Source organism: Providencia sp. R33 (assembly GCF_019343475.1).
Taxonomy (GTDB): Bacteria; Pseudomonadota; Gammaproteobacteria; order Enterobacterales; family Enterobacteriaceae; genus Providencia.
On the sequence record NZ_CP072453.1, the window covers coordinates 1,543,635 to 1,557,155 of the forward strand.

Annotated in this window: 8 protein-coding genes; 3 read left to right on the forward strand and 5 right to left on the reverse strand. The window is 34.4% G+C overall.

Annotation, left to right across the window (positions count from 1 at the left end; all coding sequences use genetic code 11):
- Positions 1–12: 12 nt before the first annotated feature.
- Together J6836_RS07165 and J6836_RS07170 are read right to left on the reverse strand one after the other, a co-directional pair.
- Positions 13–1,182, reverse strand: a complete 1,170-nt coding sequence (locus tag J6836_RS07165) for a hypothetical protein (protein ID WP_219248032.1) — start codon at positions 1,180–1,182, stop codon at positions 13–15.
- Positions 1,152–4,508, reverse strand: a complete 3,357-nt coding sequence (locus tag J6836_RS07170; RefSeq protein WP_219248034.1) for a C80 family cysteine peptidase — start codon at positions 4,506–4,508, stop codon at positions 1,152–1,154. The genes J6836_RS07165 and J6836_RS07170 overlap by 31 nt, the downstream gene beginning before the upstream one ends.
- Before the next feature lie 295 nt (positions 4,509–4,803).
- On the opposite strand from J6836_RS07170, the gene J6836_RS07175 reads away from it, so the two are divergent.
- Together J6836_RS07175 and ydeE are read left to right on the forward strand one after the other, a co-directional pair.
- A complete protein-coding gene (locus J6836_RS07175; RefSeq protein ID WP_219248036.1) occupies positions 4,804–5,961 on the forward strand; it encodes an iron-containing alcohol dehydrogenase in 1,158 nt (385 codons plus the stop codon).
- Positions 5,962–6,272: 311 nt separating this feature from the next.
- Complete coding sequence (gene ydeE / locus J6836_RS07180; RefSeq protein ID WP_219248038.1) at positions 6,273–7,463, forward strand: efflux MFS transporter YdeE; 1,191 nt, start codon at positions 6,273–6,275, stop codon at positions 7,461–7,463.
- Positions 7,464–7,504: 41 nt separating this feature from the next.
- On the opposite strand, the gene J6836_RS07185 is transcribed toward ydeE, so the two are convergent.
- Positions 7,505–8,644 carry an MFS transporter gene (locus J6836_RS07185; protein WP_219248040.1) on the reverse strand — a complete coding sequence of 380 codons (1,140 nt, stop codon included), beginning with the start codon at positions 8,642–8,644 and terminating at the stop codon, positions 7,505–7,507.
- A 538-nt stretch (positions 8,645–9,182) separates the two neighbouring features.
- Between J6836_RS07185 and J6836_RS07190 the strand changes: the two genes are divergently transcribed.
- Positions 9,183–10,424 (forward strand): MFS transporter, encoded by a 1,242-nt coding sequence (locus J6836_RS07190; RefSeq protein ID WP_219248042.1) that lies wholly within the window; start codon positions 9,183–9,185, stop codon positions 10,422–10,424.
- Positions 10,425–10,482: 58 nt separating this feature from the next.
- Here the strand turns inward: J6836_RS07190 and J6836_RS07195 are convergent, their stop codons facing one another.
- The gene (locus J6836_RS07195; protein ID WP_255586344.1) at positions 10,483–11,889 is read right to left on the reverse strand and encodes an aminotransferase-like domain-containing protein; all 1,407 of its coding nucleotides are present in this window, start codon (positions 11,887–11,889) and stop codon (positions 10,483–10,485) included.
- Positions 11,890–12,424: 535 nt separating this feature from the next.
- Positions 12,425–13,507 carry a bifunctional DNA-binding transcriptional regulator/O6-methylguanine-DNA methyltransferase Ada gene (gene ada, locus J6836_RS07200; RefSeq protein WP_219248044.1) on the reverse strand — a complete coding sequence of 361 codons (1,083 nt, stop codon included), beginning with the start codon at positions 13,505–13,507 and terminating at the stop codon, positions 12,425–12,427.
- Positions 13,508–13,521: the final 14 nt, after the last annotated feature.

A 13,521-nucleotide genomic window follows, 5' to 3' on the forward strand; every position in this document is an offset into this window, starting at 1 on the left:
CTCAAAAACTATTTATTTATTGTTTTTACTAATCTCCTTAAATATTTCATCAGGTGAGTTAGTATATTCAACTCCAATATTTCGTACCTCTTCATCAGGGGAAAAATCCGGATGAAATGTATTTGAATATTGATTCCTACTACGGAAGAAACGCAAATCTCCATTAGATAAAAGTTTTAGCTGCTCAAATATACTGGTCTCCTTATGTGAATCATAATGATTTTGCATATTTTCATTTATTAAAAAAAAGTCAAAAAAATCACTAACATAATTTTCATTCAATATGAGAATATCATCAGTTTCTATTTTACCAACTTCTTTATACGAAAATGGGGCTTCTTTATCAATCAAACTAAATCGCCAGTTAAAGTTATGATAATTAATTTCTTTAGATAATATTGATTTAACCCACTTTTTATTTACTCCGTCATAGAAAAAGTTGTCTCGAATATAGTTTATCTGTTCTATCGTATAACATGGGCCGACTTCATCAACATCAATGTTACTGAGTATTGAATCTGGACTATCTCCGAAAAAAACTTGAGACTGAATGACATTTTTACTCGCCCAATATTTAATATAGTATTTATCATTAACATCTAGAACGGGTACTGAAATAAGCTGTAAATGCTCCTCGAAATCTAGGTGTAATAATTCACCTTTAAAAAGCCCCAAATCCCGTAGCCAAGCCGCATTTTTATAAAATTCAATATGCTGTTTATAACTAAAACGGTTCAGAATTTCATCTGAGGGTTTGAAGCCTAGAGCGGCTCGTATTCCTTCCCGCGCTTTTTCATTCCATTTAAGTGACGCACCCAATTCCTCTTCTATTTTTTCAACAGCTCGTATGCCTGTATAAACCATTCCTCCTATGAGTAATGCCCCCGCAACAATTAACCCAACAACAGGCAGTGTAGATGAACCTATCAATATTCCCAGCACTGTAATGCCACCAACAACAATGTTTGCAATAGATAACGAGCCATTCACAATAAGATCTTGCCGATCCTTTGAGTTAGTTATATTGTCAATTTGTTTAAATGCTTCGCAAGCTTGGTAAACATCCAATCCCATACCAATTAGGCTAAATATTAATGTAATACGTGCTGTAATTTTACTTGATACATTAAATGACCCTGCCTGCTGATAAGCTAACTTAAGTAAGATTGGCTGTAACACCATATCACCATATCACCATAATTAAAGAAAGCATTTGCACAAGCCAAATCAAGGTTTTTTTGTAATTCAGCCCTTTCCTGCTCTGTCAGATTCGGATTATCTAATTCATCGATTAGTTGATATACATTATTAATAGTAAGAAATATTCCTATACCTCCAATACCTTGACCAACAGAGTTAGCAACTCTATTGTAAATAGGCAACTTCATTCCCGTTTTTTGTAGTTTATGAATCGTCTCCTTAGAAATAGTAGATTCATTAACTTTTGAACTGTAAATAATCGAAAGTTGCTCTTTCAATAGCGCTTGATTTTGTATTGTCGTTCCACTTGAAATATAATTTTCATAATCTGATTCGCTCAAACTATTCATTAATATTGATGCTAATTCAATACCTTCAGTCTCGTTTTTTATCATTGCGAGCTTAGCAGTAAGTTTTTGCTCATCAAAATTAATATGCTCTTTCCAATTTTGTTGTTGGGTATGTTTTGAATTTAATGGTTCACCATTTATATTCGCCCCTATATCTCTAAGTTTTTTTAGTGTTGTTTGCTGCTCACCAAATATAATTTCAAAATCATCAATAACTGAAATTTCAACCGGCTCAAATAGGGAGTCTAGCTCTACGGTTATTGCATCTCGTACATTTTTAAAAGACGCGCTTTTAGTATTTATAATTTGTACTTCACCATAGAGATGCTCGCCTACTTTACGGTTAAACTCTACACCATCTCCCCTTGTAATAGATTTTTCATTATCCAAATCTACCTCATTGTTAATAAATCGTGTAAATATATCTAATAACCTTCCCTTCGCGACGACTAAATCAGCATCGCTAACTGTAATTTCAACACCAGCAGTATCAGATAGTGAAATATAAAATATTCCATCACGGTTATAACTTACTATCGTATAAATTTCACTATCAGCCTGAAAATAAATGAACTGATCGTTTTTTATATTATTTATCATTGCAGTATGTGTTTGACTATCAATGTTTTCCGTCATCGATTCTAAAATAACACTCTTTTTTTCGTATAACTCCCGATATTGGTCAAGTATAAATTTCTCGTCTAATGTCACTTCATTTAGAGCATCTCTTCGCATTAAATGTTTTAATGAATTTAAATGTTTTTTAACACTACCTTCCTCTTCCTGCAATGAATCACAATCACTTAGAATATATAAAAAATTAATACTATCATCATAAAAAATAGGTGATTCCACTTTTCTCACTGTAGCTTTCAAGCTATTTTTATTCAATATTTTCAATAGTGCCGAGAATTTAATGTTCTGTTTGCCTTTCAAATCAAAAACATATTTGAATTCTTCGCCTAGTGATTTTTTATCGCCGAATGGTATTTTTATTTCAATATAGCTTATTAAGAAATTTTCTATGTCTTTATTATAGTCATCTAATTTTACTGGGTCATTAATTAATTTAAGAACATCTGAGTAGTTAAATCCACCTTCAGCAGGGAATAATTCAGACAAACGATTAACAGAAGGCTTGCTTAAATAATTGATCCTTTCTGGTTGTAAGCTTATGAATTTTAAAACTTCTTTTAACTCTATGGCTTGCTGTTTAAGACTAACATTCGGTTCATCTTCAAAATTAGCATTCCACCTTTCAAAACCCTCCTGTCCAGTTGACTCTCTAAAATATTGATTTACTTTCTTACTCACTATTGGGTCATAAATTGCAATATTAATTTTTTCATAATCAACGTTGCCATCTTCTAATGTAAAATAACCCTTTAAATAAGCATAGCGATTTATATTAATATCTTCTTTTTTGATATTATTTATTGCTATATTTTCCAATAAAAACATAAGTTTTCGTTCATCATCAAAGTATATTTCCAAATTAACATTTGAATTTATTCCTTTTTCTTTTAATCTTATAGCCAGTTGTTGTGTAAATTCAAACTTATCCTCTAAATCTAAAAATGATTTTTTATCTGTTAAATAAACTGAGATATTTTCAGGTTTCCTAAGTAGGTACCTATTCTTAGCAACATCAATAGAATTAGCTAAATTCTGTATAAAAGAAGGTTCAGAACGAATATTATCAATGATAACCCATTGTTGAGATGATAATGTATCAAGATTTCCTATATCCCCATATTCAATAAAAAACTGCATTGTATTTGGGTCTATCTGAAATGCCACGGTATTATTTGGGTCTGATGATGCTAATTTTTCAGCATATATTTTTCCCGTTATCCCATTTCCTGACCGAAAAATAACTGTTAAATCTTCAAATTTCCGATTGCTTCCATCATTGATTGGATTAACATTTATCATTGGCCATAATGGTGCTTCTCTAATACCCAAATTACTAAAGTCTGCTATAAGCTCCTTTCTAAAATTAGTTAGGTCACCAACAAGTTTTGACTTGAAAATTTCATATGCCCTCTCATTGTATGCAATTGTTTTCACTAGCTCAATATCAATATCATCCATGTTGTCTCTCAATACATCTAACGCTGTTGAATTACTATCTTTCATCAGCTGCCATATATCTAATTCGCCATTTTTTAACTCATCGATAAAATACAAAGCTGCGATTTTTTCATTAATAAAAACTTGTTGCTCATCTGGGTTTATCCATATTTCTAGTCGATACGGTTTTGTTGAAAACACCTCACTGGAAAAACCAGATGTACTAATTTTTTTCTTACCCATTTTCGTTATGGAAATTTCTCGGCTATAGCCAACAATAGGCAAGTATATCCCGTGCTTAGCTAATTCAACCCCCGTACGAAACGTAAAATTTTCACTGGGCCCACCACGACCCAATTCACATCCTGCCAATACAATTTTATCTGGTTGATGATTTTTTAATATATTATTTTTTATATGTTTTAGAGCATCAACAAATATCTTAGAATTATAACCTTCAAAAAGTGTCTCTTGGTTTTTACCTAAATACTTACCATGACCAACTGCAATCCAACGTATTTTCCCTTCGGGCTTGACATTAATATCACCATGAAGGACTTTCCATTGATGACTACTTAGTTCAAGTTGCATTACGATAGTTTTATTATATTTTGAAATAAGCTTAGCAATTGAAGTTGCAACTGTTTTATCCTCCCCTAATTGAATAATAACATTAAAATCATATTGAGATTTATTTTCAACTTTCACCCATTCACTATTTACTTTCTTTAATAAATCAAACAAATCTATTGGGTTAACCCAATGGTTAATGTTCTTTGTTGTTTCTGATTTCTCTCCTGCAAGGGGTTTAGCACCTAAAATATACTCCAGAATAAAAAAATCTTTGCTATTAAATTCATTAACACTTGTATTATTAGTTATCACTTTGATTCCTTTTGGTTTTATTTGACAAGCTTAAATATAACAGACAATAATTCACTTAAGCACTTTGCCTTTTATTTTAGGAGTGAGTTGATTGATGGAAAATCATTTAATTAAAAATAATTACTTTTTTATTTTTCTTAATGAATTCATTCATCTTCTATAACAAAGAGTTAAAATACTAAAGCTTTAAAATTTATAAATGTTAAAATTGCACTATTTCATATTGAAGCTATCAGCCAGAGTAGTACTATGCCATCTAGTCCACGGTATTTTTCATTTCAACAAAGGTCTATATATGAATAATTTTGAGTTCTATAACCCGACACGTATTGTTTTTGGTGATGGTAAAATTAGTGAGCTTGACCGATTGATCCCTGAAAATGCGAAAGTACTTATCTTATTTGGCGGTGAAAGCGCACGTAAAACCGGCACGCTAGATGAAGTCGAACAAGCTTTAGGTTCACGACAATTTTCACTTTTTGGCGGAATAGAAGCCAATCCACGTTATGAAACACTGATCAAAGCAGTTGATAAAATAGAAAAAGAAGGCTTCGATTTTTTACTGGCTGTTGGTGGTGGCTCCGTTATTGATGGCGTTAAATTTGTTGCCGCTGCTGTTAATTACCCTGGTGACAAATGGGAAGTTGTTACCAAGGGCGGCACAACAATTCAAACTGCATTACCTTTTGGGGCTGTGTTAACCTTACCCGCAACAGGTTCAGAAATGAACAAGGGCTCAGTCATTACACGCGAAGAAATACACTCTAAACTTGCATTTATGAGTGACAAAGTGTTCCCTCAGTTTTCGATTCTTGACCCAGTTAAAACTTATACTCTCCCACCTCGTCAGATCAGCAATGGTGTCGTTGATGCTTTCGTTCATGTTATTGAACAATACTTAACTTACCCAGTTAATGCTTATGTTCAAGATGCTTTTGCAGAAGGCTTATTAAAAACTCTTATTGAAATTGGCCCTAAAGCACTTGAAACACCTAAAGATTATGACATTCGCGCAAGTTTAATGTGGACCGCAACGTTAGCGCTAAATGGCTTAATTGGCGTAGGTGTTCCACAAGATTGGTCTACCCACATGCTAGGCCATGAAATTACTGTACTTTATGGTTTAGATCACGCACAAACATTAGCAATAGTACTGCCATCAATGTTGCTTGAGAAACTACCGCAAAAACAAGCAAAATTGGCGCAATATGCGGAACGAGTATGGGGAATAGAAGTTGGCAATGAACAGGAAAAATCAATAAAAGCAATTGAGCTAACCCGTGAGTTTTTCGAAAGTATGAATGTAGGTACGCATTTCAGTGATTACCAGCTTTCAACTGATGTTATTGAACCTCTCATAAAAAGCCTTGAAGCCCATAATATGGTCAAGTTAGGTGAACATCGAGACATCACACTTGATGTAAGCCGCCGTGTCTATACTGCTGCTTTATAAATTCAATTATCTTTAATTAAATAGAGAGGTGTAGTAATACATCTTTCTATTTAAAAACAGTAAATACTAATTTATGTATCCACCAATATTCATTTGTTATTTATTCTCAGCATATAACATTTAATACTGTTGAACTGCTTTCATATTGCCATATATTCAATCGATAATGGCGGATTGAACTGCGCAAAATATTGTTTTCGATTTAGCGCATTTTTACCCATTTATCACCACGCTAAATTTATGTATTTTATTACAATATCGTTTAGTTGAAACAAACAGTTAACAATAATAAAAATCTTAGGTTATGAGTTATGTCAGCGAAATTTAGTGTATCTAACAGTGCGTTACTTGCATCGTCATTACTCTTGACCATTGGTCGTGGAGCAACACTGCCTTTCATGGCCATTTATCTCACTCGAGAGTACCAAATGGCAATTGATACTGTTGGTATTGCAATGTCATTGGCGATGGTTGTTGGGGTGCTATTTAGCATGGTTTTTGGCATGCTCGCTGATAGAGTAGATAAAAAAAGGTGTATGTTGCTTGCTGTGACAGCCTTTATTGGTGGCTTTATTGCCATTCCTCTTTCCACTAATGCCATCTTAGTAATTATATTTTTCTCTTTGATCAATTGCTCTTATTCAGTTTTCTCTACCGTGCTAAAAGCTTACTTTGCAGATACTCTTACCTTATCGTTAAAAGCAAAAGTGTTTTCCTTAAATTACACTTTTATCAATATAGGGTGGACAATTGGGCCGCCTATTGGTACTTGGCTGTTAATGTATAGTATTAATCTGCCATTTTATTTGGCTGCTATTTCTGCTGCTTTTCCAATATACTTTATCCAAAGGTTTGTACAAAGTATAAAACCTGCACAACATCTGAATGGTAGCAAGCGCCCTTGGAACCCAGTTGTAATGCTACGAGACCGAGTGCTGGCTTGGTTTATTTTATCGACATTCTTAGGGTCATTGGTTTTTGGTACCTTTACAACCTGGATTTCTCAATATGTTATTACTGTAGCAAACAGTGATTTTGCACAAGTCGTCATCGGCGTGATACTCCCAGTAAACGCTGTTGTAGTTGTAACGTTGCAATACGCAGTTGGCAAACGGATCACTCCAGATAATTTGAAAAAGCTAATGACATTGGGTAGCTTATTTTTCTTACTCGGTTTAGCCACCTTTATGTTTGCCGCTGAAAACCTCTATATATGGGCATTTGGTGCTTTTCTTTTTACGCTTGGAGAGCTTATTTATGCTCCTGGTGAATATATGTTGATTGATAGCATTGCACCAGAAGGCATGAAAGCGAGTTATTTTTCAGCTCAATCTTTAGGTTTATTAGGGGGGGCTTTTAACCCAATGATGACTGGCGTGATTTTAACTGAATTACCTGCTTATTATATATTTATCATTTTGATGATGATTACGTTTTTAGCTTGGTTATCCATGTTAAATGGGATGAGATTACGTCAAAATCAGTTAGTTGTGCAGGAGTAACCCTTTGACAATATCCCTAAATCTTATCAGCATGTGTATTGTTATTGCTGCTTTTGTCTTTTTATAAACAGCATCGCAATGCTAAATAATAGGCCAATCAATATTGCGGAGGTTAAAACTCGTCCACTAGAGATCAACCAAGAAAAAAGTGGGATTGCCAATAACAGTACTAAATTATTAAAACTTTCTGAGATTGATAGTACCAACCCCTTATTGTTAACATTTAATCTGGCAAGCAATGAAGTACTGATAGGTGAAATTAGACCTAACCACACGCCAAATCCAAATAAACTAAAACAATCACCTATTAATGTTAACCAACCGCTAATAAACAAAATGATAGTAATAAACAAAAACGCGAGTATAGCTAATACCAGTGATAACTCAGAAACCGTATATGAAACAACTCTCGAAACAGCACTATTACCTAATATTAATCCTACGCCGAAAAGCCCCATCAAACTGCCGAGAGTTGCGCTATTAAGTTGATACCTACTTCGTAAAATTTCACCTGCTAATAAAAATACACAGACGGTAATACCATTCCAAATCCCTTTAGCAATAATAAATTGGCACAGCGCTTTTTGCTTATAAATATTAAATGAACCTTGTTTTACTATTGATGACTTAGAAGATGGTAAAACCTTCATTGATATAAATAACACCAAAAAGCCGCCTATCGCCATAAAGATAAATGGCATTTTCCATGAAAAATACTGTGCCATTCCCCCTGCTATAATAGGCCCCGTGATGATACCCAGTGTCATTCCTAGCATGACATAGCCCATTGCAATCGCCTGTTTATTTTCATCTATTACATCTGAAATAAGCGCAAACGTAATCGGAACTAAAGCTGCGGAAGCAACCCCACCAAACACTCGCAAAACAAGTGCTATCAATAAGCTAGGCGCAAATGTTATTGCTATGCTATCAATTGAAATAAATAACATTGCTACGAGTAACATTTTTCGCTTGTCCATTTTATCCGAAAAAAATCCGATAATAGGTGCTGCCAATGCATACGATAATGCATAAACCGATATTAGCCATGATATTTGTGACGTTTGTACATTAAACACATTCGCTAATAGATGCATGATTGCTGAGAGCATAAATTCAGTTGCACCAACAAGATATACTGCCATTGCGAGTACAAAAAGTAAAAAACGATATGAAGTCATAACACTCCTTTAAGGTTTTTAGTTAAGTATTAAATAAGACTCCTGAGTCGAGCCATTGAAAAATTATTTGGTAGTTATCAAATGAACGAAGAAAAATTTAAGAATCTGATTGTTCAACAAAAGATATTTGGGTATGGAAGGAAATTAGGTGGATATGTAGATGAATAGCTAAAATAGAAAACCACAAAAATACTTATCAATTAGACACTAAAATGAATACTGTTACAACTAAATATTAAAACTTAAACATAAACTAACTATTTTTCTACATTTTCGTTATCTTTTATAAATGCCACTAATTAGCTTAAACGTGATAATTCAAGTATTAATATCGATTAAAAAACAATCATTAGTTTAACTAATTTACGAATAGCCATCTTCACATCAATAAAGCGAGCTATTTACTACCTTATAATGCAAAAACAATAACAAGATAGGCACTAAGCGCTTTCATGGTTAATTATTAAACAATCAACATCAGCCAGTAAAATTAATAATTATATTTAAGTAAGTTTAAGTTAAATCAAGGTGTGCAGACATGAGTATTACAACTCGATTAAAAATAGTTTCTTTCTTACAATTCTTTATCTGGGGCTCATGGCTAGTCACTTTTGCCTCATATCTTTTTAATACCCTCCACTTCAAAGGAGGGGAAATTGGATTAATATTCAGTACGTTAGGAATATCCGCATTATGTTCTCCCATTATCATCGGGTTTATTGCAGATAAGATTAACAATAGAAAGTTAGTTTATGTTTCTACACATTTCCTTTCTGCGATTTTTTTAATCGTCATGGCTCATAGTGATTCAATCACTCTTTTATTTATTGCTACATTAATTCACTTAATGTTTTACATGCCCACCATTTCAATCTGTAATAGTATTGTATTTGAGATGTTAGGTGCACAGAAATTAGATTCCGAGATTCATTTCCCTAAAATTAGGGTTTATGGAACGGTGGGTTTTATTGTCGCAATGTGGACAATTAGTTTATTAAAACTAGAAATGAGTTATTACCAGTTATACGTAGGGGCAGCCGCCTCCGTTGTTCTGGGGCTATTTTCTATATTCTTCATTACTACAAATAGTATAAAAATTACAAAATCTGCGAAATCCAACTTTAACTGCCATAATATTATTCTACTTTTTAGAAAAGGAAGAGTGGCTGTATTTTTGTTCTTTGCAATGTTATTAGGTTCTGTATTACAAATAACCAATACTTTTGGCGTTCCTTTCTTACAAGATATGGCATTAGCCCCAGAAGCCAAAGGCTCAATTTTTTCTGAATACCCCACTATCTTCTTATCTATCTCACAATTTTCTGAAATTATCTTTATCTTATTGCTACCTATTTTATTAAAAAGATTCAAAATCGAAACTATCTTATTTCTTAGTATGATTGCCTGGATTTTACGATTAGGTTTGTTTGCCTATGGTGATTTCACTGCAATAGGTACCCTGGCCCTATTTTTATCTATGATCGTGTATGGTTGTGCATTTGATTTCTTTAACATCGCTGGCGCATTATTTTTGGAAAAAGAAATTGCCCCAGAGTTTCGCTCTACAGCTCAGGGCGTTTTCACAACATTAGTTAATGGGTTTGGTACATTCTTGGGTGCGATCTTATGTGGTTGGGTTATTGAGCTTAATACTATTAATGGCGTTGTCGATTGGAAAACGTTCTGGATAATCTTTACAGGATATACAGCTGGTTTTACGCTTTTATATCTGATTTATATGTTAATCGCTAAAAATCGTAGAGCACAAGCTGCCAGCTAATTAATCATGTTTGCTCCCCCTATTGCACAGAAATTTAAGTCATAGGGGGAACGCCTAATTATACACTTGTGACCTTTAATGCCTCTCCCAAAATTTTAATTGCATTTCGCCTTCTTGCAATTAAAGGTAACGCATAGTTCACCCTCAAATGGTTAGAAAAACAGTCACCTGTAGAAAAATGTTCCCCTGTTAATACTGTCACTTTATTGCGATGCAAAATATCTCGTAATTTACGGTTGTCCACAGGTAAATGCTCTACCCAAAGAGAAAAACCACCTTGTGGCCTAGATATTCGAGTATTTACTGGAAAGTGTGTTTCCACTAATTCCTTATATTGGCATTGAAGTTCGCTATAATGTTGACGCATTCGGCGTAAATGCAAAAAATAATGCCCTTCCTTTAAAAAATTAGCCATTACTTGCTGCATGAAAATTTCACCAGAGCAATGCGATAAGTATTTTAAGTGCAAAACCTTTTCTTTATATTTCCCTGGAATTATCCATCCAGTACGTGTACCTGGAGCAACCGTTTTGGAAAATGAACTGCATAAAATTACACGCCCATTTCGATCCAATGATTGGATTGTCGATGGTCGTGGATACTGATATGCCAAGCTTGCTAAGCAATCATTTTCGATGACCGTTCCTTGATATTTTTCAACAATTTCGAGTAAACGTTGCTTATTATTATCTGGCATAATGCAACCCATCGGATTATTGCAGGTTGGAGTCACTACCACCGCTTTCACATTCCAACATTCAAAAGCCTCTTCAAGCCTTTCAAGATTTATACCTGTTTCAGGATCAATGGGAATTTCAATTATTTTTCTTCCTAAACCATATAGCGTCTGTAATAGGCCTGGAAAAGTGGGTGACTCTACCGCGACAACATCATTTCCTTGTGTACAAGCTTGCAAAGCAATAGAGAGCGATTGATGGCCACTTGTTGTTGTAACAATATCATCCGGCGTAAAAAGATGGCGATCATCCGAAATTAAATGAATTTGGTCTCGAAGTGATGCAAGCCCTTGTAAACTATCATATTCAAGTGTCAATGATTGTTTTCTACGCGTTACCATTGTCATTTCTTGCCATAATGGTTCTAAGCTTTTGTCTTCAATATTTGGCACAGCGCAAGATAAAGATGTTACACCTTCTCGCTCTGCAACACGCAAGAAATCCATAGTCGGATTCCATTGTGCTACCTGAACGGGTTTTTGAATATAATTCGCGACTTTCGGTAATAAAGCTTCCGTTTTTTCGGGGATGACAAAGTACCCTGATTTAGGTACTGCATAAATGAGCTGTAACCTTTCAAGTTCGCGATAAGCAAGCTGCGCTGTGGTGATACTGACATCATGAGCTCTTCCAATATCCCTCACTGATGGCAACTTTTCACCGTTAAGAAACTCTCCATGCTTAATTTTTTCTTGCAGCATTTGCGCAATTTGTTTGTACAGTAACACAATAAAACCCTTTTCATTTTCCCCGTACAAGTAATGTAATACAAAAATTAGCGCTTTTGATCTGTATTTTGCAAAAATTCATATCTGTCACTTTTTTATATTTTCCACTCATGTAATTCTTAATGAAAATGAGCATGACATTAGGATTACTTATGGAATATGAAAAAAACGTGAGGGGTAAGCCATACCCCAAATTTATCTTCGTACAGCCAATATTGTGGTTATTTAAAAAACTCAATATACTTATCAAAAAGAAACGATATGAAAAATATAAAGGGCAAAAAATCTAGCTCAACCATTAATTATGTGAAAAAATTGATTATTTTATTGATTTTTAAAGGATATATAATGGGTAGCTCACATATTAATAAATAAAGACTTTATTTAACTATTATTTATTTTTATATCGTTGATGAACAACTATATGAGATGAGTAAGTAAAACTTAACATCCAAAACCAGTAAAAAATATTTATTAATAATTTATTAAGGTGTCCCTTAATAAATTCACTTAATAGTTTTACATCTTAATCTAGTTACTCGCTAAGCTTGGCTAAGCAGCCTTGTGCCTCTTTTAATAATAAAGCCTGCTTACGATCTATACCCCAGCGATAACCAGACAGCTCACCATTATTTCTCACTACTCGGTGGCAAGGGATAGCCACCGCTAGCATATTTGCACCACACGCACTAGCTACCGCTCTAACCGCTTTAGGATTACCTATTTTTTCTGCTATTTCACGATAACTCACGGTTTTTCCGACAGGAATATCACGCAAGGCTTGCCACACTCGCTGTTGAAACGCAGTTCCTTGAATATCGAGCGGTAAATTAAAGCCAATCTCAGGTGCCTCAATAAAACCAACGACATCAGCAATGAGTTGTTCAAAATGAACATCTCCACCAATCAATTCAGCATTTGGAAATTTATCTTGCAAATCATTGAGTAATTTTTCAGGGTCGTCCCCAAGTAAAATTGCACATACTCCTATAGGACTTTGTGCAACTAATACTGTTCCTAACGAGCACAAAGCAAGTGCGAAATAAATTTTGCTGCCATTTCCACCTGATTTCCAAGCTCTAGGTGTCATTCCCAATCGTTGTGTTGATGTTTCGTAAAAACGGCTATTCGATTGATACCCCGCATCATAAATTGCATCTGTAATACGTTCTTGCTCTTGTAATTGTGTCTGCAATTTTTTATGACGAAAAGCATCAGCATACACTTTTGGCGTTAAACCCGTTTGCGATTTAAATAAGCGATGAAAATGATAACGGCTGATCCCAACATGATCTGCCAATTCAGCCAGCGTTGGTACTTGGTTATTTTGCTCAATATAACGGCAAGCTTTTTCTATTTTTTGTTTATAAAATTGCGTTAACTGAGTCGCCTCTGTGCGATGTCGCTTTCCTTGACGATAACCTTGTGCAATCGCTTGAGCCTCATTATCAAAAAATTCAATATTTTCACGTTTAGGTAAGCGACCAGCAGTTGATGGGTGGTTATAAATGCGTGAGGTTTTTACACCATAAACAAAATGACCATCCGCCGTTTTATTTCTTTCAACGACAGCTTGCCAGCGCTGCTCTGCTGTTTTCCATACGTTTTTCGTCGTCATGATATTGCCCTTTT

Coding starts and splice junctions, on each gene's coding strand:
- J6836_RS07165 (WP_219248032.1), bottom strand. CDS start 1,182: ATGGTGTTACAGCCAATCTTACTTAAGTTAGCTTATCAGCAGGCAGGG.
- J6836_RS07175 (WP_219248036.1), top strand. CDS start 4,804: ATGAATAATTTTGAGTTCTATAACCCGACACGTATTGTTTTTGGTGAT.
- ydeE (WP_219248038.1), top strand. CDS start 6,273: ATGTCAGCGAAATTTAGTGTATCTAACAGTGCGTTACTTGCATCGTCA.
- J6836_RS07185 (WP_219248040.1), bottom strand. CDS start 8,644: ATGACTTCATATCGTTTTTTACTTTTTGTACTCGCAATGGCAGTATAT.
- J6836_RS07190 (WP_219248042.1), top strand. CDS start 9,183: ATGAGTATTACAACTCGATTAAAAATAGTTTCTTTCTTACAATTCTTT.
- ada (WP_219248044.1), bottom strand. CDS start 13,507: ATGACGACGAAAAACGTATGGAAAACAGCAGAGCAGCGCTGGCAAGCT.